Source organism: Flavobacterium sp. 140616W15, from assembly GCF_003668995.1.
In the GTDB taxonomy this organism is placed as follows: Bacteria; Bacteroidota; Bacteroidia; order Flavobacteriales; family Flavobacteriaceae; genus Flavobacterium.
In genome coordinates this window covers 3,237,907-3,261,454 of sequence record NZ_CP033068.1, presented here as the reverse complement: position 1 = coordinate 3,261,454, position 23,548 = coordinate 3,237,907, and the positions used below count along the sequence as shown (strand labels likewise).

Annotated in this window: 25 protein-coding genes; 23 read left to right on the top strand and 2 right to left on the bottom strand. The window is 29.7% G+C overall.

The window, feature by feature from the left end:
• The 23 genes from EAG11_RS14210 (at nt 1) to EAG11_RS14110 (ending at nt 21,213) form a co-directional block, all read left to right on the top strand.
• Complete coding sequence (locus EAG11_RS14210) at nt 1–1,473, top strand: glycosyltransferase (RefSeq protein WP_164998711.1); 1,473 nt, start codon at nt 1–3, stop codon at nt 1,471–1,473.
• Nucleotides 1,474–2,397 carry a glycosyltransferase family 2 protein gene (locus EAG11_RS14205; protein WP_129539749.1) on the top strand — a complete coding sequence of 308 codons (924 nt, stop codon included), beginning with the start codon at nt 1,474–1,476 and terminating at the stop codon, nt 2,395–2,397.
• Complete coding sequence (locus EAG11_RS14200; protein WP_129539748.1) at nt 2,394–3,260, top strand: glycosyltransferase; 867 nt, start codon at nt 2,394–2,396, stop codon at nt 3,258–3,260. The genes EAG11_RS14205 and EAG11_RS14200 overlap by 4 nt, the downstream gene beginning before the upstream one ends.
• A 92-nt stretch (nt 3,261–3,352) precedes the next feature.
• A complete protein-coding gene (locus tag EAG11_RS14195) occupies nt 3,353–4,249 on the top strand; it encodes an FkbM family methyltransferase (protein WP_129539747.1) in 897 nt (298 codons plus the stop codon).
• A gap of 11 nt (nt 4,250–4,260) precedes the next feature.
• Complete coding sequence (locus EAG11_RS14190; protein WP_129539746.1) at nt 4,261–5,193, top strand: beta-1,6-N-acetylglucosaminyltransferase; 933 nt, start codon at nt 4,261–4,263, stop codon at nt 5,191–5,193.
• A 14-nt stretch (nt 5,194–5,207) separates the two neighbouring features.
• Nucleotides 5,208–5,459, top strand: a complete 252-nt coding sequence (locus EAG11_RS14185; protein WP_129539745.1) for a hypothetical protein — start codon at nt 5,208–5,210, stop codon at nt 5,457–5,459.
• A 104-nt stretch (nt 5,460–5,563) separates the two neighbouring features.
• Nucleotides 5,564–6,172 carry a hypothetical protein gene (locus EAG11_RS14180; RefSeq protein ID WP_164998710.1) on the top strand — a complete coding sequence of 203 codons (609 nt, stop codon included), beginning with the start codon at nt 5,564–5,566 and terminating at the stop codon, nt 6,170–6,172.
• 6 nt (nt 6,173–6,178) lie between these two features.
• Nucleotides 6,179–7,114, top strand: coding sequence for a glycosyltransferase family 2 protein (locus EAG11_RS14175; RefSeq protein WP_129539743.1), 936 nt, complete (start codon nt 6,179–6,181; stop codon nt 7,112–7,114).
• Entirely contained in the window at nt 7,114–7,746 is a 633-nt protein-coding gene (locus EAG11_RS14170; protein WP_129539742.1) for a CatB-related O-acetyltransferase, read from the top strand. The genes EAG11_RS14175 and EAG11_RS14170 overlap by 1 nt, the downstream gene beginning before the upstream one ends.
• Entirely contained in the window at nt 7,724–8,416 is a 693-nt protein-coding gene (locus EAG11_RS14165) for a cytidylyltransferase domain-containing protein (protein ID WP_242499161.1), read from the top strand. The genes EAG11_RS14170 and EAG11_RS14165 overlap by 23 nt, the downstream gene beginning before the upstream one ends.
• Nucleotides 8,413–9,453 carry an N-acetylneuraminate synthase family protein gene (locus tag EAG11_RS14160; RefSeq protein ID WP_129539741.1) on the top strand — a complete coding sequence of 347 codons (1,041 nt, stop codon included), beginning with the start codon at nt 8,413–8,415 and terminating at the stop codon, nt 9,451–9,453. Before EAG11_RS14165 ends, EAG11_RS14160 begins: the two co-directional genes overlap by 4 nt.
• Nucleotides 9,446–10,579, top strand: a complete 1,134-nt coding sequence (neuC, locus tag EAG11_RS14155; protein ID WP_305775261.1) for a UDP-N-acetylglucosamine 2-epimerase — start codon at nt 9,446–9,448, stop codon at nt 10,577–10,579. Before EAG11_RS14160 ends, neuC begins: the two co-directional genes overlap by 8 nt.
• A gap of 87 nt (nt 10,580–10,666) precedes the next feature.
• On the top strand, nt 10,667–12,100 hold the full coding sequence (locus tag EAG11_RS14150) for an MBOAT family protein (RefSeq protein WP_129539740.1): 1,434 nt from the start codon (nt 10,667–10,669) through the stop codon (nt 12,098–12,100).
• A complete protein-coding gene (locus EAG11_RS14145) occupies nt 12,100–12,984 on the top strand; it encodes a hypothetical protein (protein ID WP_129539739.1) in 885 nt (294 codons plus the stop codon). The genes EAG11_RS14150 and EAG11_RS14145 overlap by 1 nt, the downstream gene beginning before the upstream one ends.
• Before the next feature lie 72 nt (nt 12,985–13,056).
• The gene (locus tag EAG11_RS14140; RefSeq protein ID WP_129539738.1) at nt 13,057–14,436 is read left to right on the top strand and encodes a hypothetical protein; all 1,380 of its coding nucleotides are present in this window, start codon (nt 13,057–13,059) and stop codon (nt 14,434–14,436) included.
• A gap of 1 nt (nt 14,437) precedes the next feature.
• Nucleotides 14,438–15,586 carry a glycosyltransferase family 4 protein gene (locus EAG11_RS14135; RefSeq protein WP_129539737.1) on the top strand — a complete coding sequence of 383 codons (1,149 nt, stop codon included), beginning with the start codon at nt 14,438–14,440 and terminating at the stop codon, nt 15,584–15,586.
• Between the two features lie 43 nt (nt 15,587–15,629).
• Complete coding sequence (locus EAG11_RS14130; protein ID WP_129539736.1) at nt 15,630–16,184, top strand: serine O-acetyltransferase; 555 nt, start codon at nt 15,630–15,632, stop codon at nt 16,182–16,184.
• Nucleotides 16,184–16,633, top strand: coding sequence for a hypothetical protein (locus EAG11_RS22880; RefSeq protein ID WP_371414592.1), 450 nt, complete (start codon nt 16,184–16,186; stop codon nt 16,631–16,633). Before EAG11_RS14130 ends, EAG11_RS22880 begins: the two co-directional genes overlap by 1 nt.
• Nucleotides 16,615–17,301 (top strand): glycosyltransferase, encoded by a 687-nt coding sequence (locus EAG11_RS22875; RefSeq protein WP_371414591.1) that lies wholly within the window; start codon nt 16,615–16,617, stop codon nt 17,299–17,301. Before EAG11_RS22880 ends, EAG11_RS22875 begins: the two co-directional genes overlap by 19 nt.
• The gene (locus EAG11_RS14120; RefSeq protein WP_129539735.1) at nt 17,298–18,371 is read left to right on the top strand and encodes a glycosyltransferase; all 1,074 of its coding nucleotides are present in this window, start codon (nt 17,298–17,300) and stop codon (nt 18,369–18,371) included. Before EAG11_RS22875 ends, EAG11_RS14120 begins: the two co-directional genes overlap by 4 nt.
• 160 nt (nt 18,372–18,531) lie before the next feature.
• Nucleotides 18,532–19,089, top strand: coding sequence for a hypothetical protein (locus EAG11_RS22870; RefSeq protein WP_371414590.1), 558 nt, complete (start codon nt 18,532–18,534; stop codon nt 19,087–19,089).
• Complete coding sequence (locus EAG11_RS22865) at nt 19,059–19,700, top strand: O-antigen ligase family protein (RefSeq protein ID WP_371414589.1); 642 nt, start codon at nt 19,059–19,061, stop codon at nt 19,698–19,700. Before EAG11_RS22870 ends, EAG11_RS22865 begins: the two co-directional genes overlap by 31 nt.
• Nucleotides 19,701–19,818: 118 nt before the next feature.
• Nucleotides 19,819–21,213, top strand: a complete 1,395-nt coding sequence (locus EAG11_RS14110; RefSeq protein WP_129539734.1) for an exopolysaccharide biosynthesis polyprenyl glycosylphosphotransferase — start codon at nt 19,819–19,821, stop codon at nt 21,211–21,213.
• Here the strand turns inward: EAG11_RS14110 and EAG11_RS14105 are convergent, their stop codons facing one another.
• Nucleotides 21,214–22,353: a DUF4105 domain-containing protein gene (locus EAG11_RS14105; protein ID WP_129539733.1), complete on the bottom strand. Its 1,140-nt coding sequence runs from the start codon at nt 22,351–22,353 to the stop codon at nt 21,214–21,216.
• Between the two features lie 42 nt (nt 22,354–22,395).
• On the bottom strand, nt 22,396–23,382 hold the full coding sequence (locus tag EAG11_RS14100) for a PorV/PorQ family protein (RefSeq protein ID WP_129541107.1): 987 nt from the start codon (nt 23,380–23,382) through the stop codon (nt 22,396–22,398).
• Nucleotides 23,383–23,548 lie beyond the last annotated feature (166 nt).

Below are 23,548 nucleotides of genomic sequence, written 5' to 3'. Positions count from 1 at the left end.
ATGTATCATAAAATACATCTTAGTAGTCCATCAATGTGGTGGGTTACAGTAAATGATTTTTATAGACAAATGTCTGAAATTTCAAGTAAAGAGGTTGTGTATTTAAAGGACTATGATTCAAAAAATCCAAATCATGTTGTAATTACTTTTGATGGTATTTACAAAAATGTTCTAGAATATGGACTACCTATTTTAAGACATTTTGATTATCCATTTGAGTTGTTTTTGACTTCAGATTATATAGGTTTAGATAATGAGTTCGATTCGATAGAACCAATTGCTCCATTTGTAAATTATGAAGAATTGCAATTGTTGGTTGCGAATAAAGGAAGATTACAATGGCACACTAAAAGTCATCTTAATTTAAAAAATATTCAGGATTTGGATGTTATAATTGCAGAACTTACTGTTCCAGAAAAAGTGAAGCAATTAGATGTTAGTGGATTTACTTGGTTTGCTTATCCGCATGGAGAATTTAATGAATTGGTTATTCAAGAAGTGCGAAAGCGATTTGAAGGTGCTGTTTCCTGCATACAAGGAAACAATGAAGATAAATTTGTTTACAATAGACTTACAGTTGTTAATGACACAAAACTGCGAGCTAATAAAATTGCATGTATTATTGCTTCCTATAATTATGGAGATTATCTTATAGAAGCTATTGAATCAGTATTAAGGCAAACAATAGTTCCAGATGAAATTCTTATTTCTGATGACTGTTCTGACGATGAAACAGGAATAATTGCAAATGAATATGTTAAAAAATATCCACAACTGATAGCGTATAATCGGAACGATGTTAACATGGGAATTGTAGCTCATTTTAACAAAGCAATTTCTTTGACAAAATCAGAATATGTATTTTTTTTAGGAGCAGATAATAGACTTTTAAGTAACTATGTTGAAGAGTGTGCTAGAAAATTAGATGCGAATATAAATACTGCAATTGCATACACGGACTATACTTTTTTTGGTCCGAGAGCAAGACTAGCTTATTCTAAATTTTCTGAAGATAGAAGAGCAGGAATTATTGAAAATACATTTTATCAGATTTGTTTCCCCGATTTTAATAATCGAGAAGAGTCATTAGAAAATCTTTCAAAAGAAAATTTTATTCATGGATCTTCCATGTTCAAAAGAACTGCATTTAATGAAGTTGGAGGGTATCATAAAACGGGTACTCCCGAAGATTATAATTTATTTAGAAGAATAGTAGAAAAAGGATGGAGAGCCGAGAAAGTTAAAAATACAAATTTGGAGTACAGACAACATAATATAGGGCAAGCTAACAATGTTTTAAGTTTACAGAATAAACTTAATTTTTATCAATCTGCCTATAGTAGAAAGAATACATTCGAGAAATCATTTTTATTTAAAGTCTTCTGGAAAACATACATAATCAAAGAAAAAGTAGTTAACCTTAACAAGAAAAAAGTTTTAAGATATATTAAAAGAATAACGAAAACTAAATAGATGATTAATGTCACTATAATAATTCCAAGCTATAACCATAGTAAATTTTTATTAGATCGATTAAAAAGTATTTCTAATCAAACCTATAAAAATTGGGAAGCTATTATAATTGATGATCAATCGTCAGATAATAGTGTTCAGATAATTAGGAGTTTTCTTGTAGAGAATCCAAATTTTAATTTAAAACGCTTTATTATAAACGATGTGAATTCTGGAAGCGGTTATTTCTCTTGGCAAAAAGGAATTGAACTAGCAACAACTGAATACATCTGGATTGCCGAAACAGACGATTATTCAGAATCGACTTTCTTAGAAGAATTGGTTTCTATTTTAGATATAAATAAAGAAGTTTCTTTGGCTTTTTCGGGAAGCAATTATATTGAAAATAATAGAATAATTTATGATTCAGTCAATAGAACAAAAGATTTAAATGTTCAAATAAATGATTATAAAGTTCTAGATAGTAGTGTTTTTTTAGGCAGAATGCCTTTTAATACCTATATAACGAATGGGAGTGCTGTAGTTTTTAGAAAGCCTAAGACAGGAATTCCGTCTGAAGTGTTTAGTAATAGATTATGTTCGGATATTTTTTTATGGTCTCATTTATTACAAAATAGCTCCTTTGTTTTTCATAATAAAAATTTGAATTTTTTTAGAAGGCATGAAGGATCAACTTCATCCTATTTAAACAAAAATAAATTAGAAGAAGTTTATCATGAGAAAGCACAATATTTAAATTATTTTAAACAAACGGATAAGTACGGTCAATTTATAGAGTATTACATAAAATATTACATTTGGACGCATAAGAATGATTTTTTGAACACATCAAGTATTCAGGAAATTCAATCTGGCAAGAAAATCAAAGCATTATATTTTTATAAATTGATCTGTTTTTTTGTTTCTAAAATTTTCAGAAAATGATGACTCCTTTAGTAACTGTAATTATACCAACTTATAATCGAAAGGAATATTTAGAAACTGCTATTCAATCGGTAGTAGATCAGTCTTATAAAAATATTGAAATAATAGTAATTGATGATGGTTCTACAGATAATTATGCAGTATCAATTTGTGATAAATTTTCAAATTGTACTTATTTTTATAAAGAGAATGGAGGCTTGTCATCAGCCAGAAATTATGGGATTAATTTGTCGGAAGGTGAATTCATAGCCTTTTTAGATGATGATGATTTTTGGGAAAGTTCAAAAATAGAAAAACAAGTAAAGATACTACTTGAAAATCATTCTGTTGATTGTGTGCATTCTTCAGTTGCTGTGGTGAATGAAAAGGGAGAATTAACAGGAAGCTATTTTGGAGCCGCTCAAAATAAAATAGATAAACGCTCAGGATATGTTTTTTGGAATGCTTTAGGATGCTGGGTAGTCAAGTCACCAACACCTTTAATCAGAAAAAATGTTTTTCAATCTGACTTATTATTTGATGAAACGATCAAAGTAGGGGAGGATATCGATTTTTACCAACGAATGTTTTACAGACATAAGCTACATTACATAAATGAACCTTTAGCATTTTATAGAGAACATAATAATACAGAAAGACTTTCGCTTCAGCTTAAAAAATACATTGGAATTGAAAATAAAATGTTTTTGAATTTAAAGAAAATGGGAATTAAAAATCCATTTATTTTACATTTAATCGCAGTTAAACTTTTGAAAAAAGCTATCAAAAAAAATAATTTTATATATCCAGAAGCAAAAATAAATATCTCTAGAATGCATATTTATTTTCGACCAGACTATTTCCTGAATCGTTATTTTGGATGATTATGTTGCAATGAAATAAACTATAAGCATTTAGTTTATTTCAGAATCTAACTTTAATTGATCAATATTAAATTCTATATATACCTTTAAAAATGAAGATAAATAAAATGATTAAGAATCTGAAAAGATTTGATTTTAAAAATTTATTGAAACTAGTTATATATAAATTTAAAAAAAAGATAAAGATTAAACCTTCAAAAGAAGAGTCAGATTTATATCTTTATTACTCTTATTTAGTAAAGTATGATGGCTTTTTAGTTGAGGAAACTAAAAAATATTATATAACAGATTTTAAAACTAAGTTTTCTAATTTAGTAAAGCTTAGAAAACGTCCATCAAGTGATTTTGATGTTTTTTATCAAGTTAATGAATGTAGTGAATATCTTTCGGTAGTAACGTATTATAAAAATAATTTTACATATAAAGAAAGCTACTCTCTCAATATAATAGATGCGGGATCTAATATAGGATTAACGTCTCTTTTTTTTACAGAACATTTTGAAAGTGCAAGAATAATAGCTGTTGAGCCTGATACTAAAAATTTCCAAATGTTGAATTATAATTTAAAAGAGAAAACAAATTTTGAGTTTATTAAAGTTAATGGAGCAGTATGGTCTTCAAACTCAAAAATAAAAGTTATAAATGATTTTAGAGACAGGTCAGATTGGTCATTTAGAGTTGAAGAGTCTGATGAAAGTAATGCTTTGCAGGCATATACAATAAATCATTTGGCAGAAGTGAATCATTTTCAGTATATTGATATACTAAAGATAGATATTGAAGGTGCCGAAAAACAAATTTTTGTATCTTCTGTCTCGAATTTGGAATTCTTAAGTAAAACAAAATGTATTGCTATGGAGATTCATGACGAGTTTGATTGTAGACAAGAAATTTATGCAGTTCTGGATAATTATGGATTTACAATCGTTAATGAAGGAGAATTGACTATTGGAATTAATGAAAAATTAAAAAGCAAGTTAATTGAATGAACGCCTAATATATGCAAATAAACTATATCATATTAGCTCATAGATATCCAAAACAATTAAGACGTTTAATTCAGAAATTAACCACTCCTGAAGCATTTTTTTATGTTCATATAGATAAAAATACTTCAATAGATTTATTTGCAAAAGAACTAGCTGATTTACCAAATATAAGTTTTGTTGGGGATCGTAAGCAAGGAATATGGGGAGATATAGGAATTGTTAATGCTACGGTGAATGCTTTAAAACAAATAGTAAGAGATAAGAAAGATGGTTATTGTGTACTGCTGAGTGGTCAAGATTACCCGATTAAGTCAAATGATGATATTAAATTTTATTTTGCATCAAATTTAGGAAATGAATTTATTGACATTGTTCCGTTACCAACAAAACATTTGTCGATAGATAGAATTGAAAAGTATAAATTTAATTTATCTTCTAGAAAAGAGGATTTTATTCAGATTGGGGCGATTCTAGAAGCAGATTTTTTTACAAAAGAGACACTAAAAAAAATCTATCGATTAATTAGAGTTGGGCGTTACGATTTTATTTTAAAAGTTTTAAAAAGAAGAAAATATCCTAATTATATTAAACCCTACGGAGGAAGCCAATGGTGGGCTTTGACAACACAAACAGCTGAAAAAATAATCCAGTTTGTTGATGAATATCCTGATTTTGTTAAATATCATACTTATTCATTAATTCCAGATGAGATGTTTTTTCAATCGATTATTATGTACTTGATAGAGGAGAATAACAAAATTAAAATTATGCCATTTCTCACTTATGTTAATTGGGAGAAGAAAAATTGCGATTTACCAGTTACATTCAGTACAGCAGATTTTGAAGAGTTAATCTCCCAATCTGATTATAAATTGTTTGCTAGAAAATTTGATAGTAATATCAGTGAGGTAATTTTAGATAAAATAGATGCTTTTCATTCTTAAAAGAATTAATAAAGATGCGAGTAGGTCAAAATCCAGAGAAAAAAGAATCTAGAAAATTAGTGTATAAAAAACACAGGATAATTATCCCCGTTTTTATACCGAAAAATGAAGATGATTATTATAAAGAATCTTTGGATGTTTTTAAATTTTGTATTGAGTCTTTAATTAGAACAATAGATACAGACAACACTGCAATTACTATATTAAACAATAATTCAAATTATGATGTTCAATGTTTAATTGAAAGTTATTTTGATAAAAAATAATTGATAAGTATGTAAAATACGCTGAGAATAAAGGTAAAGTATATGCTGTTTTACAAGAAGCAAGAGCTTCTTATGAAGATTTTTTAACCATTGCAGATGCAGATGTGTTTTTTTTAAATAATTGGCAATCAAAAGTTCAAGACGTTTTTGAAAAATTTAAAGAGGTTGGAGTTGTAGGTTTAACACCTGATCCCAATATGGCTTTTTACTGTAATAATTCTATTTTCTATTCAGAATATTTTAAAATTAAAAAAGGAAAAATTGTAGCCGATACCGATTTAGAATTATTTGAGAATAGTATTGGTAATGCAAATTTATTTGTAACCCAAAAAACAAATTGGAAAGAGAAACAATATTATCTTGAAAAAGAGGATGTCAGAGTTATCGTAGGAGCAAATCACTTTGCATCTACTTACAGAAAAAAAATATTTAAAAAATTACCATTTCAAAAACCAATTTATGTTTTTCCTGGAGGTGAATTAGATTTTTTGGATATTCCAATAGATAAATTAGGATATTATAGAGTTTCCTTGCCCAAAGCATTTGCATATCATATGGGAAATACTATTGATCAAAATTTAGATCTTAGTATTTTAAAAAATGATAGATTAATTAGTAAAAGAAATTCTGAAAAACGAAATCCTATAAATGTAATTCCCTATTTCTTAAAGGGATATTTTGTTAGGCTGATAAGAAAATGTTCTCTTATTTAATTTTATATGGCAAATAAAGTTTCAATAATTATCGCCACTTATAACCGAGCTCATCTTATTCTCGACACTCTAGAAAGTGTTTATGCCCAAACGTATACCAATTGGGAATGTATAATTGTAGATGATGGTTCTACAGACAATACAGAAAAAATTGTAAATGATTTAGTCTCTAAAGACAGTAGGTTTATATTTTTGAATAGGCCATCAGAAAGACCTAAAGGACCTAATGCAGCTCGAAATTTTGGTATTGAGAATTCTACTGGCGATTATGTTTTATCTTTAGATTCAGATGATTGGATTTTGCCTGAACATTTGGAATTAAAAGTTGAGGTTTTAAAAAAAGATCCTGCAATCGATGGGGTATTGTCTAAAACAATAATGGTTGATAGTAACAAATTCATAATAAAAAAAGAAGAGCGTACTCGTTTGACCAAAAACATCTTAGAGGATTTTATTTCGTTGAGAGTTTCTTGGTATATGCATGATATAATGTGGAGGAGGTCTTTTTTTGAGAATAAGGTTTTATACGACGAACAGTTACTGAAAATGTTAGACAGAGATTTTCATATAAGAAGGTTATCTGAGAATCCTGCATTAGCGTTTGTTAATGAGTATTTATCTTTATATCGAATTCATGAAAATTCTAATTCATCTAATAATAATATTAATGTAGCAGAATCACGGCATAATGCAATTGTTAAAATTGTTATTGTTTTGAATGAAAAAGGAAAACTTTCCAAAAATATTAAATTTTATTTATTCAAACATCAAGTGCAAAATTTAGTTATATTACACAAGCATCCTAGAAGTATTTATTTGTATTTGAGCTTAATAAAAAAGACATTTGTTTTTAGATCCGATTATTTAAAATGGGTTTTGAAGTTGATGGTAGGTTATTTTTCGTTTAAAATTATTGGTAAAGGACTATATTTTGTACAGTAATGAAGAAGTTTCTAAAGAAAATAATATATAAGATTTTAAACTCAGTCGAGTCAAACGATAAGTTTGAGTCTTTTGGTTATTCAAGAGGTATTCAAAATGTTGTATTTGAGGGCAAAAATGGGATACCTGATAGATGCAATTTTTCTGGCAGAATACATATCGGATATGCTACTACTTTAGGCTATAATAATTATATACATGGTGAAGTGAGTATTGGTAAATATTGCCAAATAGGAGCCGATGTGGCTATTTTTACAAAAAATCACCCAACTAATAATATGTCAATATATATTGGTAAGAATCTTTTTAACGGTGAATTAAAACAGTTGCGAGAGGAGAATAAGGTAATAATAGGCAACGACGTTTGGATTGGACATGGGGTAATTATAGTTGGAAATGTAATTATCGGAAACGGTGCAGTTTTAGCAGCTGGTAGTGTAGTAACAAAAAATGTTGAGCCTTATTCTGTAGTGGGAGGGGTACCTGCTAAATTATTACACAAACGTTTTTCTAATACAATAATTAAAGAAATTGAGGATTTGAAATGGTGGGATAAAAACGAAGCTGAAATAGAAAAATTGAAGCCATTGTTTTTTAAGAAATTCACAAATGCAAATAGTATCTATGAGTAAAACAATTGCTATAATACCAGCACGAGGAGGCTCAAAACGAATACCAGAGAAGAATATTCAAATCTTTGGAGGGTTGCCACTAATGGTACATTCAATTTTATATGCGCAAAAGAATAGTGACATCATTGATGATATTTATGTTTCAACAGATAACGATGAGATAAAAATTATTGCACTGCAGTACGGGGCTAAAGTTATTGATAGACCAGCATCACTTTCGGGTGATTTAGAACCTACTATTACTGCATTAATTCATGCTTTGGAATATATAGATAATGATGAGATAGAAAATATTATTTTATTACAACCAACAAATCCATTGCGGCCAGAAAATTTATTGAAGGAAACATTTAGCCTTTATCAAAATGAAAATCTGGATAGCTTATTTACTGTTTCAAGAAATTATCAAAAATTTGGAAAAATATCAGAAAATAAATTTATTCCATTTAATTATACAATCGGACAGCGAAGTCAGGATTTAGTTCCTATTTTTTCAGAAAATGGATTATTATATATTACTAAAGCTTCTTTAATTTTTGAAAATATTATTATCTCAGAAAATGCTTGTCCGTATGTAGTAAATCATGCTTTTGCCAATGTTGATATTGATCTGCCAGAAGATCTAGATTATGCAGAATATCTTTTTCAAAAAAACGCCCCATATTTATGAAACCATATATAGAAATTGCTGGAAGGAAAATAGGACCGGATTTTCCACCTTTAGTTATTGCAGAAATTGGAATTAATCACGAAGGGTCTCTACAAGTTGCCAAAGAAATGGTTGATGCAGCCTGTAGAGCTGGAGTTGAAATAGTAAAGCATCAAACTCATATTGTAGAAGATGAAATGAGTGGTGCAGCAAAAAAAGTGATTCCAGGTAATGCCACTGTTTCTATTTATGAAATTATGGAACGATGTTCATTGAATGAAGCTGATGAACTTGAACTTAAAAATTATGTTGAACATAAAGGAATGATTTTTATATCAACGCCTTTTTCACGAGCGGCAGCCGAACGATTGAAAAAATTTGATGTTCCAGCTTATAAGATAGGTTCTGGTGAATGTAATAACTATCCATTATTAGAGCATATTGCTTCATTTGGAAAACCAGTTATATTAAGTACTGGTATGAATACGATAGAAAGTGTTCAAAAAGCAGTAGCAATTTTTGATAAACATAGTATTCCTGTAGTGTTATTGCATACTACAAATTTATACCCAACGCCAGCCCATTTAGTTCGATTTGGTGGAATGTTAGAATTAAATCAGGCTTTTCCAGATAAAGTATTTGGTTTAAGCGACCATACGTTAAATAATAATGCTTGTTTAGGTGCCGTGGCATTAGGAGCAAGTGTCTTAGAAAGACATTTTACAGATCATATGCAACGTGTCGGTCCAGATATTATTTGTAGTATGGATGAAAAAAGTTGTCAGGAATTAATTGTTTCATCTTCAGAGATCGCTTTAATGCGTGGAGGTACAAAAAAACCAGCAACAGAAGAACAAGTAACAATTGATTTTGCTTTTGCGACAGTCTGTACAATAGCTCCAATAAAAAAAGGAGAAAAATTATCAAAAGAAAATATTTGGGTAAAACGACCAGGAACAGGTAAAATCTTAGCAGCATATTTTAATGATTTAATTGGGAAAGTAGCTACGAGAGATATTGATAATGATGAGCAATTAGATTTTATAGATTTTGAGTAGTTCAATAAAAAAAATACTTTTCCTAACTGGGACGCGAGCTGATTTTGGTAAAATAAAACCATTAATTTCAATTCTGGAAGACCAACCCGAATTTGAAGTTTTTGTCTTTGTTACCGGAATGCATCTACAAGAAATTTATGGATATACACTGATTGAAATTGAGCGTTGTAATTTTAAAAATGTCTTTATATTCGAGAATCATACTCATGAAACAACAATGGATTTAACATTAGCCAAAACGATTGAAGGCTTGTCTAATTATTGTAAAAGCATAAAACCTGATATGATTGTTGTGCATGGTGATCGTGTAGAAACGCTTGCGGGTGCTATTGTAGGATCTCTAAATAATATTCTTGTTGCTCATATTGAAGGCGGAGAAGTTTCGGGAACTGTAGATGAATTAATTAGGCATAGTGTTAGTAAACTAAGTCATATACATTTTGTGTCGAATACAGAAGCAGCGAAAAGACTTATTCAAATGGGAGAAATTTCGGAATCTGTTTTTACAATTGGATCTCCAGATATCGATGTTATGTTTTCAAATACGCTTCCAAGCTTAGAAACGGTTAAGGAATATTATCAAATTTCGTTTGAAAATTATGCACTAGTTATGTTTCATCCTGTAACTACAGAATTTCAAGTAATGCAACAGGCTGCGAAAGTTTTTGTTGATTGTCTGTTACAAGATTATCGTAATTATGTGGTTATTTTTCCAAATAATGATTTAGGGAGTCAATTTATTCTTGATGAATTTAAAAGATTGAGGCAGAACACAAGATTCAGAATTTTTCCATCGCTTCGTTTTGAGTATTTTTTGACTTTATTAAAAAACAGTCAGTTTATTATAGGTAATAGTAGCGCTGGAATTCGTGAAGCCCCATATTACGGAATCCCAATAATTAATGTAGGTACTCGCCAGCAAAATAGAGTAATAAATGCGGATATTGTAAATACAGGCTATTCTATGGTAAGTATAAAAGAGGCACTTTCTATTATAAATTCACATAAAGTTAAAGTAAAAACTACTGATTTTGGTCAAGGAAATAGCAAAAAAATGTTTTTAGATTCGCTAAAGAAAAACGATATTTGGCAGCTCAATCATCAGAAGAAATTTAAAGATATTTAACGGAATAAAATTCAAGTTTTTTAGAATTAAAAAAATCGGAATCTATGTTGCAAAGCCTGATGTTCATTAATATCATTATAATAATTTATGTTTTTTAATTCCTTAGCGTTTACTATTTTTTTGCCAATCGTTTTCTTCTTGTATTGGTTTGTTTTCAATAAAACAAAAAGTTCACAAAATGCTTTATTAATTGTTGCGAGTTATTATTTCTACTCTTGTTGGGATTGGAGATTTCTATTTCTTTTGGTTTTTTCTACCTTTTTGGATTATTATACAGGAATCCAAATAGAAAAAGGAAAATCAGAAAAGAGTAGAAAATTCTGGTTTTGGTTGAGTATTATAATCAATTTAGGTTTTTTAGGAATTTTTAAATATTACAATTTCTTTGCAGCTTCTTTCTCCGATTTATTAAATTCGGTAGGAGTTAAGGCAAGCCCTATTTTATTAGATGTAATTCTGCCAGTAGGAATTTCGTTCTATACTTTTCATGGATTGTCCTATGTGATTGATATCTATTATAAAAGAATAAAAGCCGAATATAACTTTGTAGATTACTCTTTGTTTGTGAGTTATTTTCCGTTATTGGTTGCAGGACCAATAGAGCGAGCCACTCACTTATTACCTCAAGTAAAAGTAAAACGAGAATTTAACTCTGAGTTGGCTAAAGAAGGTGTATATCAAATCATTTGGGGATTAGTCAAAAAAGTTGTTATTGCAGATACTTGTGCCACTTATGCTAATGCGATTTTTGATAATTATCCTTCAATGAATTCTTTCTCGCTTGTTTTAGGCGCAGTATATTTTGCATTTCAAATCTATGGTGATTTTTCAGGGTATTCAGATATTGCACTTGGGGTTTCTAAGCTCTTTGGTTTAGATTTATTGCGAAACTTTAATTATCCTTATTTTTCTAGAGATATTGCCGAGTTTTGGCGTCGTTGGCACATTTCGCTTTCTTCTTGGTTTCGGGACTATTTGTACATTCCATTGGGAGGTAGCAAAGGAGGAATTTGGATGAAAATCCGAAATACTTTTATCATTTTTATAGTAAGCGGATTTTGGCATGGAGCAAATTGGACTTATGTTGTTTGGGGACTTATTAATGCCATTTATTTCTTGCCTTTACTATTATCAAGCAGTAACAGAAACAATATGGGTGCTATTGAGTTAAAATTTAATTTTGATTCTGTCAGAGTAATTATGAGTATTCTATATACTTTTTTACTCACTTGTGTTGCGTGGGTATTTTTTAGAGCGAGATCTATTTCTGATGCAGTTTTATATCTGAAAAGAATAATTACAGATGGGAGTTTTAAAGCTCAATATTTATCGAATGAACGATATAATTATGAGTTGCTAGCACTGATTGGAATATTCGTTTTAGTCGAATGGAACAATCGTGATAAGATAGAGCCCTTATCGGGGAAAAGGAACATGTTAAAATTAGCTTTAGCGATAACAGCAATAATTGCTTTCGGGACCTACTCAGATTATAAAGAATTTATATATTTTCAGTTTTAATGAAGAATTTTTTAGTTTATACAGCAAAAATATTGGCCATAATAATTTTGGTTTCAGTAATTTTAGATGGACTTTATACGTATGTTTTTTTACAGTCTAAGAATAGAGGAAAGATCGAGACCGTTTTTAATTCTAAAGCTAAAAAATATGACGTAGTTATTTTAGGTTCTTCTCGTGCCAATAATCATTTTGTAACACAAATGTTTGAGGATAAAGGACTAAAGGCATTTAATTATGGAATGAGTGGAGGGCATTTGTTTGAGGCTTCATTAATGCTGAAATTAATGATTGAAAGAAAATATGTTATTAAGAATGTAATTTTAGAAGCTGATTTGAATTTGTCAAATGATGAGGAAGCAGAAGGTGTTGCAACTAAATTTTTGCCTTATATTCGTAATTCAGAAGTTATAAAAGAACATTTCTCATCACAAGAAAATTTTAATGAGTTATATTATATCCCATTTTATAGATATGTAAAGTACGATGGTAAGATTGGATTTAGAGAAATTTTCTTTACAACTATTGGCGCTAAAACAAATGCGTTAGACAATCTGGGATATTATCCATTGGGAAAATATAAAAATGGGAATATGAAAAACAATATTGTTAATCTAAACCCTTTGCCTCGTAATAAATATTATGAAGAAATTAAAAATATTTGTAAAACCAATAACATCAACTTTATAGCTGTAATGACACCTATGTGCGAAAATGTTAAAGGAATGGAATATTTTGATAAAGTTAAAAAAGCGTATCCAGAAATTCATAATTATGAAAACGTAGTTGTTGAGGATAAGTATTTTTCGTCCTGCGGACATATGAATGATGCTGGTGCTAAAATTTTTACAGCTAGAATCTTGAAAGATTTTTTTGTTAAAAACTAGCGAGATATAGTTTTAAAGAGGAATACTTGGTATGTAGGTTTATTAAATTAATAGTATTTATTGATTTTTTGAATGAAAAAAGACAAGATTTTTTTACTCTTCCCAGATGGGGTCGGAATTAAGAATTACCTTTATTCTAATGTATTTAAGGATACTGACAAGGATTTAGTGTTGTTTCATAACTTCGACTCCGAAACTGTAAATGCAATACAAAGCAATGCAGTAATTGAATACGAAATCACAATTCCTACTTATAGAGAGTCTGCCAAAGAGAAGTTTTTAAGAGAATTAATTTGTCTTTCGAGATTACGTTATAATACCCAATTAGTTAACAATGAATCCTTATTAACTAATTGGAACTGGAGCCAAAGAAGTATTTCCAAAAAAATATTTTACAAGATAATTGAGAGACTAGCTCCTTTTTTTAAGATGTATTCTAGCATTTTAAAATTAGAAGAGAAATATCAAAAGGCTATTCGTCAAAATAGTTTCTATGATGAGGTAAAAGAGATCTTAATAAAAAATAAACCAAAGACTATTTTTTGTTCACACCAACGAGCTCTAAAAGCGGCTACAATTTTTGCAGTTGCTTCAGATCTTGGAATCAAAACGACAACAGTAATTTATTCATGGGATAATTTACCGAAAGCGCGTATGGCCTTAAGAGCAGATACTTATTTAGTATGGTCAGATTATATGAAAAAAGAATTGAGGTTGTATTATCCTGAAATTCCTTTGAGTAATATTCATATTACTGGAACCCCTCAATTTGAGTTCTATGAAAATGATGAAAATATAATTGATAAAGAAGTTTTTTATAGAAGATATAATTTAGACCCAAATAAAAGAATCATTTGTTTCTCGGGTGATGATACTAAAACGTCTCCTGATGATCCGAGTTATTTAACAGACATCGCTACAGAATTAACGAAAGCCAACTTGCAGAATAAATATCAAATTCTGTTAAGAAGATGTCCTGTAGATTTTTCAGGAAGATTTGACTCGGTAGTAAAAAATTATAGTAACTTTATCAAAGAAGCAACCCCTTTGTGGCACTTTAATTCATCAAAAGAATGGAATGCTATTTATCCTTCTGCCGAAGATGTGAAACTACTTGTCAGTACTGCTTTTTATTCTGATATAGTTGTAAATGTAGGATCTACAATGGCTTTTGATTTTTCAATGTTTAATAAACCGTGTGTGTTTATTAATTATGTGCAACAAAATAAAAAAGTAAAAGATTGGTCAATTAAAACAATTTATCAATTTCAACATTTTAGAAGCATGCCGAGTAAAAATGCAGTGATTTGGCTCGATAGTAAAGATGAAATTGTAGAAAAATTAACTTTAGATACGAACTGTAGCCCAGTTATGGTTATATGGAGAGCTATTGTTCTAGAAGATTATAAAAATTCTTCGGTTAAAATAAAAGAAATTATTAATACAGACTAAAATGCACATCTGTTTCCTAACAAATGAATATCCAAAAGAAGGCTTCCCGCATGGGGGAATAGGAAGCTTTACAAAAACATTGGCTGTAGCATTAATTGACAAGGGAATCAGAGTTTCGGTAATAGGATTGAATTATACTTCGAATAATGAAACCGAAATTGTATATGGAGTTCATATTCATCGCCTTAAAAGGAGTACTATAAAAATGATTTCCTGGCATTTTAATTTTAAAGCAATTAATAATAAAATTAAAGAAATTCATAGAGAGCATCCCATTAATATTATTGAAACTTCTGAATTAGGTCTGGCTTTTATATCAAAAATAAAAAATATTAAATATATCATCAGACTGCACGGAGGACATCACTTTTTTGCAGAAGGCGAAAACAGAGGAATTAGTAAATGGAAAGGATTTCAAGAAAAAAAATCTTTCAAAAACAGTGATGGATTTATAGCAGTTTCTCGATATGTAAAAAATCATACCGAGAAGTATTTAAGCTATTATGATAAACCACTAGGCTATATCAATAATCCGATAAATAGTAAACTTTTTAAACCCACTGAAAAGTATTTAGCTAAAGCTAAAATTGTTTTTGTTGGTACCGTTTGCGAAAAAAAAGGAATACGTCAATTAATTCAGGCTTTCCCATTCGTAAAAGACATATATCCTGAAGCAATATTAGAAATATACGGTAGAGATTGGTTTTTTTTAGATGGAAGTTCTTATATTCAGTTACTTAAAGAAAAAGAATTGCCTAAATTAGGTGAGATTTCAAAAGATATTCATTTTTATGGAGCTGTTTCGCAGACACAGTTACCTGAAATTTATGAAAAAGCTTCCATATGTGTTTTTCCATCCCATATAGAAACTCAAGGCTTAGTAGCACCAGAAGCCATGGCAATGGAAAGACCAGTTATATTTACAAAATTAGGACCTGGACCAGAAACAATAGAAGATTATAAAACAGGATTGTTATGCGATCCATATGATCCTGAAGATATAGCCGAGAAAATCATTTGGGTTTTTTCAAACCAGAACAAAGCAAAAGAAATAGGGGAAAAGGCAAGAGAGTTTGTACTTAAGAAATATGGACTAAGTCCTGTTGTTTCTCAGAATATTTGTTTTTATCAATCAGTGATTAACGAGTAATATTTTTTGATTAGTGAATTAAATTAGTAAAGACAAAAGTTATATGAATTTATTTCAATTGATAGAATCAGATTATAAAAAGTATAAAAAATATGGAGGCAATTTTTTTGTCATCTTATTTCTTACCCAAGGTTTTTGGGCAATATTTCAATATCGTATTGCAAGTTTTATTTATAGAAATGTAAAGATAATTGGAATAAGACAGGTTCTATTATTTGGTTGTTTATTATGGCAAAAAACAATTGAAATCTTAACTGGTATTTCTTTACCAGCATCAATTAAAATTGGAGGATCTTTTTACATAGGTCATTTTGGAGGTATAATATTGAACAGTAAAACTGTAATGGGCAATAATTGTAATCTTTCTCAAGGGGTTACAATAGGGGTTTCAGGACTTGCAATGCAACGAGGAGTACCGAGCATTGGTGATAATGTTTATATTGGAGCAAATGCGACTGTTGTCGGACAAATTACTGTAGGTAATAATGTTCTAATTGGAGCAAATACATTTGTGAATTCAAATGTCCTAGATAATGGAGTTGTATTAGGAGTACCAGCTATTAGAATTTCAGATAAAGGTTCGGAGGGCTATATTTAATGAAATTACTTATCATATCTTCTGCTCCCTTAATAGCTTCTCATGATAAATGGTATGCCTATAGTCCTTATATAAACGAAATTAAGATTTGGAGTCATTATGTAGATGAAGTACAATTTTGTGCTCCTATTTGGGAAACAGATGAAGGTTTATTAATTTCAGAAATTCCATTCAATATGCTTCCGCCAATTCAATTAATAAAATTTAATATTAAATCAGTTGCCGCGGTATTGAATTCATTCTATAGTGTTTTTGTAAACATGAAAATTATTTATCAGGCAATGAAAAATGCAGATCATATTCATTTACGTTGCCCAGGAAATATTGGTTTATTGGGATGTTTTGTCCAAATTCTTTTTCCCAACAAAAAAAGACTGCTAAATACGCAGGAAATTGGGACCCTAAGAGTAAGCAACCATGGTCTTATAAATTGCAGAAATATATTTTAAGTAATACTTTCTTAACTAAAAATATACAGGTTTTGGTTTATGGAGAATGGCCAAGGCAATCTAAAAACTGTAAACCTTTTTTTACGGCTACCTATTCTGAAAAAGATAAAGAAGTTATTCAAAAAACAGATTTTAATAAAACTATAGAATTTGTTTTTGTTGGAAATTTAGTTAGGGGTAAAAATCCGCTCTATGCAATACAACTAGTTGAACAACTTATTAGAAAAGGAAAAAATGTAAATTTAAATTTATATGGTGAGGGAATTGAAAGAACTGTTTTAGAAGAATACATTCAAAATAATCAATTAGAAAAAAACATCTTTTTAAAAGGAAATCAAAACCAAGAGACAATTAAAAAGGCATATCAAAAAAGTCATTTCGTATTGCTCCCATCTAAAAGTGAAGGATGGCCAAAAGCGATTGCAGAGGGAATGTTTTGGGGATGTGTTCCCGTAGTGACAGCTGTTTCATGTGTGCCATTTATGTTAAATCATGGCGATAGAGGAGTTTTATTAGAGATGAATTTGTCTAATGATACAATTCAGTTAGAAGCAATTATAGAAGACAGGAAATGTTATGTGGATAAAAGTATAAAAGCATCAGAATGGTCGCAACAATTCACAAAAGATATCTTTGAAACTGAAATAAAAAAAATACTGCAATCATGAGGGTTTTGCAAATCATAGATTCATTAGAGGCTGGTGGGGCCGAACGGATGGCAGTAAATTTTGCTAACGCCCTTGGCAAAACGATTGAATTTTCAGGATTAGTAGCTACGCGTAAAGAAGGTAGTCTTAAGACACAAATTGATTCAGATGTTTCTTATTTGTTTTTAAATAGAAAACTAGTAATAGATTTTAAAGCAATTTTAAGGCTTAGAAAGTTCATAATAAAGAATAAAGTTACTATTATTCATGCTCATAGCTCCTCTTTTTTTATTGCAGTTTTGCTAAAACTGACATTGCCAAAAATTAAAATTACTTGGCACGATCATTATGGTAAACGCATAGATGAAACTCAAATTAAAAACAGATATTTAATTCTGTTGTCTCCTTTTTTTTCATCTGTTTTTGTGGTTAATCCGTTATTGGAACAATGGAATAAAAAAAATATGCTGTGTTCAAAAGTGTATTTTATTCCTAATTTTATAAAAATTATAAATAAAGTTGAAAAAGATCCATCTTTAAAAGGCGTTGCTGGTAAACGGATACTATTTTTAGCAAATTTAAAGGAGCCCAAAAATCATAGTATAATGCTAAAGGCTTTTGAGAATTTGAAATTAAATCATTTAGGATGGAGTTTGCATTTAATAGGTAAAGACTATTTAGATGATTATTCGAAATCAATAAAAATATTTATAAAAAAACATGCTCTAGAAAATGATATCCATTTGTATAATTCAAGGAGTGATATTACTTCTATTTTATCTCAAGCAACAATAGGAGTTTTAACTTCTACACATGAAGGTTTTCCGTTGACTTTATTAGAATATGGACTTGCTTCATTGCCAGTAGTTTCAACAAATACAGGGTATTGTTCTTCAATAATCAATAACAATAATTCAGGTTTATTATTTAATCCTTTACAAATATTGGAATTAGAAAATCAGATAATTAAGTTAATTTTAGATGAGGAACTAAGAAATGAACTAGGATTGAATTTAAAAAAAACTGTATTAGAAAATTATGTAGAGGATGTTGTAATTCAGAAATTAATTTTAGCTTATAACAGATTATAATTATGAAAAAATATTTTTTTCGTATTACAGATTAGTTTTTATCCACACATTGATTGCTTTGGTGGTTTTTGTAGTGCCTTTTTCTTCTAAAATTTACGCACTTTTAATACCAATCATTGGTATGTTCTTCGTTGTTAAAACAAAGAACAAAAATAATGAAGTGCTTTTAGTAGTCGCTTACTTAGTTGGAGTTGAGGTTTTTTTAAGAATGACTGGAGGGAATTTTAATAATGAGTATATTAAGTTAAGTGTGCTTTTTTTTATGATATTAGGCATGGCCTATAGTAGCTTTACGATTAACTCATTTCTATATTGGTTTTTCTTGGTGTTATTAATTCCAGGTATTTTATTAACGGCCACTGCAGATATTTTATCTGTAGATATAAAAAAAGTTTTAGTTTTTAATTTATCGGGTCCTTTTTGTTTGGCCTTTTGTGCGATATATACTTTTAATAGAAAGATAACTTTTCAAGAATTACAGAAGATAATTATTGCAATGGGATTGCCGATCATATCAATTACTACTTATTTGTTCTTATATAATCCTAGTGTACAGAGTGTTGTTACAGGAACTCAGTCTAATTTTGAAACTTCAGGAGGATTTGGACCTAACCAGGTTTCTACTATTTTAGGATTAGGAATGTTTGTGTTTTTTACTCAATTGATTCTCTTTCCAAATCAAAAAAGATGCAAATCCTCAACGGGATATTACTTTTAGTTATTAGTTATAGAGCAATTGTTACTTTTTCTAGAGGAGGTGTAATTACTGGGGTAGTTATGATTGTTATATTATTATTGTTACTGTATTATTATTCGAGTACAAAAGTAAATTATAAACTGGCTTTAGTATTTATCGTTACTGCTATAATGGGAGTAGGAATTTGGAGTTATACTTCTATGCAGACTTCTGGATTGATAGAGAAGCGTTATGCTAATCAGGACGCAGCAGGAAGAGTCAAAAAAGATAGATTAGGAGGTAGGGAAGCAATTATTGCTGTAGATATTAAAACCTTTTTTGACAACCCGATAATGGGAGTTGGAGCTGGACTTGGTAAAGAATATAGGAAAGAGGCTTTTGGAGTAGATGTTGCATCACATAATGAAATAACGCGTCTGTTAAGTGAGCATGGAGTATTTGGAATAACTGGATTACTGATACTTATCATAATGCCTTTTGTATTGTATTATACCCACACAAGTAACCTATACTTTTTGTCATTTTATGCCTTTTGGCTTTTAACAATTAATCATGCTGCTATGCGAACCGCAGCGCCTGCATTTGTTTATGCATTAACTCTTGTTAACGTAATTAAGAATAAAAGTAGGTAATTACACAAAAAGGACTAGTATTTATAGTAAGCATTCTGAGCGATTAATTTTAGATTATTTTCTCTTGTATGATTTAATTTAGTAAATTTAATCATACAACATAATTGATATAATTTTAATGCCTCAAAAAAATAAAATCCATTTTGATATATCAGAACGAAAAGTCCTTCTTCGATTTTTTGATTCTTTTTTTGTCTTAGTAGCATTGTATTTTCTAGGTCATGTTTTTGATTACCATTATTTTAATGTTTTAAGTACTAACTATCTTGGAGCAATTGTATTGGTAATATATCTCAATACTTTTGGGCTAATTTTCGAAATGTATAATTTGCAAGTAGCAAGTAATCAGTTTCTAATACTTAGAAGTACTGTTATTACTGTTTCCACTACAGTTTTGGTTTATTTGCTAACCCCAGTTTTATCACCAGAATTACCAAAACAAAGAGTTTCGATAATTATATTCTATTTTACGATACTGTTTGTTCTCCTTTTTTGGCGTTTTTTTTATGTTTACTTTCTTGCCTCACATCGTTTTTTTCAAAATGTAGTTTTAATTTGTGAGCAAGACCAATTAGAAGAATTAGTTCTGGGATTAGAGAATGTTGATCCTAATTATAAAATAATTGCCTTTGTAAACTTAGATACTCCAAGTAAGAATCCAATAGTGTATCGGTATATAAAAGAAATTAAAAAGAAAGAGTTAAAAGAATTTGTTCTTGAAAATGGAGTTTCAGAAATTGTTATTGCATCACAAAAGGCAGACGGAATTACTGCTGGTTTATATAAGCAATTATTACATTTACTTGAGTCGGGTAAAATAATAAGAGAATATACTCAAGTATACGAAAGTAAGACACAACGAATTGCTTTGCAATATATAGCGAGAGACTTTTATCGCTTTTTTCCATTTAGTCGTAGCAACAGTAACAAGTTGTATTTAGTGGCTGTACGTCTTTTTGAATTTGTTTTTTCTTTGTTTGGACTCTTAACGGGATTGATTTTAATACCATTTATCTTTATTGGAAATTGTATAGGAAACAGGGGAGAACTTTTTTATACCCAAGAAAGAATAGGGAAAGACGGGGCAGTTTTCAAAATATACAAGTTCCGAACAATGGTAAAGAATTCCGAATCTAAAGGAGTTGCTTTTGCTAGAACAAATGATGTCCGAATAACTCCTTTTGGTAAAATGATGCGTAGATCGAGAATTGATGAATTACCTCAGTTTATTAACGTCATAAAAGGAGATATGGCAGTTATAGGCCCCCGACCAGAACGTCCTTTTTTTGTAAAAGAGATTGCTCAGGTTATGCCATTTTATGAAACAAGACATATTATAAAGCCAGGTTTAACAGGTTGGGCACAGGTAAATTATCCCTATGGAGAATCATTAGAGGAAAGTTTAATAAAACTACAATACGATTTATATTACATCAAGCACAGAAGCATTTTCCTTGATATGAGTATTACCTTTAAAACGATCACTACAGTTTTATTTTATAGAGGACAATAATTATATAATAATAGGTATTGGTTTCTTATTCTTAATAGCAATACGTATAAGGACAACTCCACTAGTTATAATCAAAGGTAAAACGATTAGGAATGACGCTTTGTTAATCATAAATAACGCATACGTAATTAGTGAAATTAGATGTATTAATGAAAAACGATACGTCCATTTTTTATTTTTCATGAGATTAAGAACCAAAAGAATTAATAAGAAAGGACTAAATAATAGGATGTTGTAATTGTATTCTAATTCTTTGTGTAGAGAATAGAAACTGACAAAGACGAAAAATAGACCCAATAGTCCCATTATTAAAAGATAAAATTTATCAACACTTCTTTTATTTATGAAGATGATAAATGCTAATACAATAATGTAAGTGTACCAATTATTCCACCAAGAGTGACTTGGCACTTTATCAAAAGATAAAATAGTTTTAGTTTCTTTAACTAAAGGGTGATTCTGAAAAGTTGTTTTAGCTAAACTGTTTTTTAGCTCAAAAGGCAAGAATATTTTTGTTCCTAATTCGTCTACTTTCTTTCCAAAAATGATACTAATACCTAATTTTTCATAAAAATGTCCGTCAAAGTAAGGATAAAGAATTGTTCGGTAGGTTTTGTCTGTATCCCCCTTTTTTGTAATTACTGTTCCGTTGAGAGATTTGTTGATAACGTCAACAACCATCGAAGTACAGTTTTTATCAATAAATTTATAAGTATAATATCTGTCTTCTGATAGGAGTGTTTTATTTAAATTATCGAATAACTTTTGTTTCAGATTTTCCGGAATATTTAATTCTTGTTCGTAAACACTTCGTTTGTCATTATCGTATTCATTTATAAAATCGATGTATGGATGTACGGTAGCATAATATTGTAAGTCCCCTTTTGTGAATTTAGCAACAAAGTTTGGCGTTCTGAAATCAAAAGTTCCATAATTATAAACTAAGTCAATAGCATTGATAGAATCTTCGATTCGAATAGCTGTATGACCAAAAAGAGAATAGGATTCATTACCAGTACCACAAGTTATAACGCTAACTTTGGCATCATTAGACAATACAAGACTTTGTCCAAAACTATGGTTGATAAACACAAAAAATAAAAGTAGTAACAATGTTTTTTTCGATGAATATGTTTTCATAAATATTTTTTTAAATGAATTATCAATACTCTTTTGATATTTTTATTTTCTGAATACGCCTAAATCAACTTTCAGCGAGAATATATTTGAATATAAAGCTGCACTCTGATTTCCTAAATCCGTTAAGGCATAATCTACCTGAATACCTTTGTATTTAAAACCGAGTCCGATGTTAGGTTGAAAACCAACTTTTTCAGAATTGTCTAATTGTGTTACATTTTGAAAATTTCCAACACCAGCTCTTAAGAAAACAAGGTCAGTATAACCAAACTCTAATCCTAACGCAGGATCAATACTAACAAAGTTACTAGAAACGATGTCTTTTGTTCTTTCAAAACGCATATTCATATTTGTAGCAACCAAAACACTATAATCGTATCTAATTATAAATTTTTTCGCAATACCTAATTGTGCTTTAGGTAATGTAATTTCGGTGCTTTCGGGTAAATCTTGATTTTCTCCAGGAATCGCATCCGATATTTTTTTGTATTCTTTCTCATCAATATTCCAAACATTATAAGTCGTTGTGATATCGCGTATCATTAAACCAAAATGCCAGTCATTCTTTTCAAATTGCAACCCTAAATCAAATCCAAAGCCCCAAGAGTTAGCAAATTTTCCAATAATACGTCGGATAACTTTAGCATTTACTCCATATTGAAATCCTGCAACAGGTAATTTCCTAGCATAAGAAAAAGTAAAACCATAATCGGCAGTCGAAAAAAGACTAATTCGATTGTAGTCAATATTGCCTTGACTATCGATTAATTCAGTCGTGTTTAAAATGTCATCTACACCAAAACGAATTAATGAAATTCCCCATGCACTTCGATCATCTATTGGACTCGCATAGCCAATATAATCATATTGCGCAATATTGGCAAAATAATTTGCATGCATTAAAGCAACTTGATGATCTTCTAAATTGGCTAATCCGGCTGGATTCCAGTAAACTGAATTTACATCTTTAGTAGAAGCAACAACTGCGCTCGACATAGCGAGAGCTGCGGCATCAACACCAATATTCATAAACTCATTAGAGTATTTTCGAACAGATTGGCTGTAATTGGTTGTGTAAACACAAAACAGTAAAAACAATAAAATTTTCTTCAAGAGCTAATTTTTATAAACCGAAGTCTGTTTAATTTTTATCAAAAATATAATATTTTACTGAGCTTATTTATCCCTTTTAGTA

Bases quoted from the DNA above. Each gene is read 5' to 3' on its own strand.
- EAG11_RS14210 (WP_164998711.1), top strand. From the start codon at position 1: ATGTATCATAAAATACATCTTAGTAGTCCATCAATGTGGTGGGTTACA.
- EAG11_RS14205 (WP_129539749.1), top strand. From the start codon at position 1,474: ATGATTAATGTCACTATAATAATTCCAAGCTATAACCATAGTAAATTT.
- EAG11_RS14200 (WP_129539748.1), top strand. From the start codon at position 2,394: ATGATGACTCCTTTAGTAACTGTAATTATACCAACTTATAATCGAAAG.
- EAG11_RS14195 (WP_129539747.1), top strand. From the start codon at position 3,353: ATGAAGATAAATAAAATGATTAAGAATCTGAAAAGATTTGATTTTAAA.
- EAG11_RS14190 (WP_129539746.1), top strand. From the start codon at position 4,261: ATGCAAATAAACTATATCATATTAGCTCATAGATATCCAAAACAATTA.
- EAG11_RS14185 (WP_129539745.1), top strand. From the start codon at position 5,208: ATGCGAGTAGGTCAAAATCCAGAGAAAAAAGAATCTAGAAAATTAGTG.
- EAG11_RS14175 (WP_129539743.1), top strand. From the start codon at position 6,179: ATGGCAAATAAAGTTTCAATAATTATCGCCACTTATAACCGAGCTCAT.
- EAG11_RS14170 (WP_129539742.1), top strand. From the start codon at position 7,114: ATGAAGAAGTTTCTAAAGAAAATAATATATAAGATTTTAAACTCAGTC.
- EAG11_RS14165 (WP_242499161.1), top strand. From the start codon at position 7,724: ATGCAAATAGTATCTATGAGTAAAACAATTGCTATAATACCAGCACGA.
- EAG11_RS14160 (WP_129539741.1), top strand. From the start codon at position 8,413: ATGAAACCATATATAGAAATTGCTGGAAGGAAAATAGGACCGGATTTT.
- EAG11_RS14150 (WP_129539740.1), top strand. From the start codon at position 10,667: ATGTTTTTTAATTCCTTAGCGTTTACTATTTTTTTGCCAATCGTTTTC.
- EAG11_RS14145 (WP_129539739.1), top strand. From the start codon at position 12,100: ATGAAGAATTTTTTAGTTTATACAGCAAAAATATTGGCCATAATAATT.
- EAG11_RS14140 (WP_129539738.1), top strand. From the start codon at position 13,057: ATGAAAAAAGACAAGATTTTTTTACTCTTCCCAGATGGGGTCGGAATT.
- EAG11_RS14135 (WP_129539737.1), top strand. From the start codon at position 14,438: ATGCACATCTGTTTCCTAACAAATGAATATCCAAAAGAAGGCTTCCCG.
- EAG11_RS14130 (WP_129539736.1), top strand. From the start codon at position 15,630: ATGAATTTATTTCAATTGATAGAATCAGATTATAAAAAGTATAAAAAA.
- EAG11_RS22880 (WP_371414592.1), top strand. From the start codon at position 16,184: ATGAAATTACTTATCATATCTTCTGCTCCCTTAATAGCTTCTCATGAT.
- EAG11_RS14120 (WP_129539735.1), top strand. From the start codon at position 17,298: ATGAGGGTTTTGCAAATCATAGATTCATTAGAGGCTGGTGGGGCCGAA.
- EAG11_RS22865 (WP_371414589.1), top strand. From the start codon at position 19,059: ATGCAAATCCTCAACGGGATATTACTTTTAGTTATTAGTTATAGAGCA.
- EAG11_RS14110 (WP_129539734.1), top strand. From the start codon at position 19,819: ATGCCTCAAAAAAATAAAATCCATTTTGATATATCAGAACGAAAAGTC.
- EAG11_RS14105 (WP_129539733.1), bottom strand. From the start codon at position 22,353: ATGAAAACATATTCATCGAAAAAAACATTGTTACTACTTTTATTTTTT.
- EAG11_RS14100 (WP_129541107.1), bottom strand. From the start codon at position 23,382: ATGAATATTGGTGTTGATGCCGCAGCTCTCGCTATGTCGAGCGCAGTT.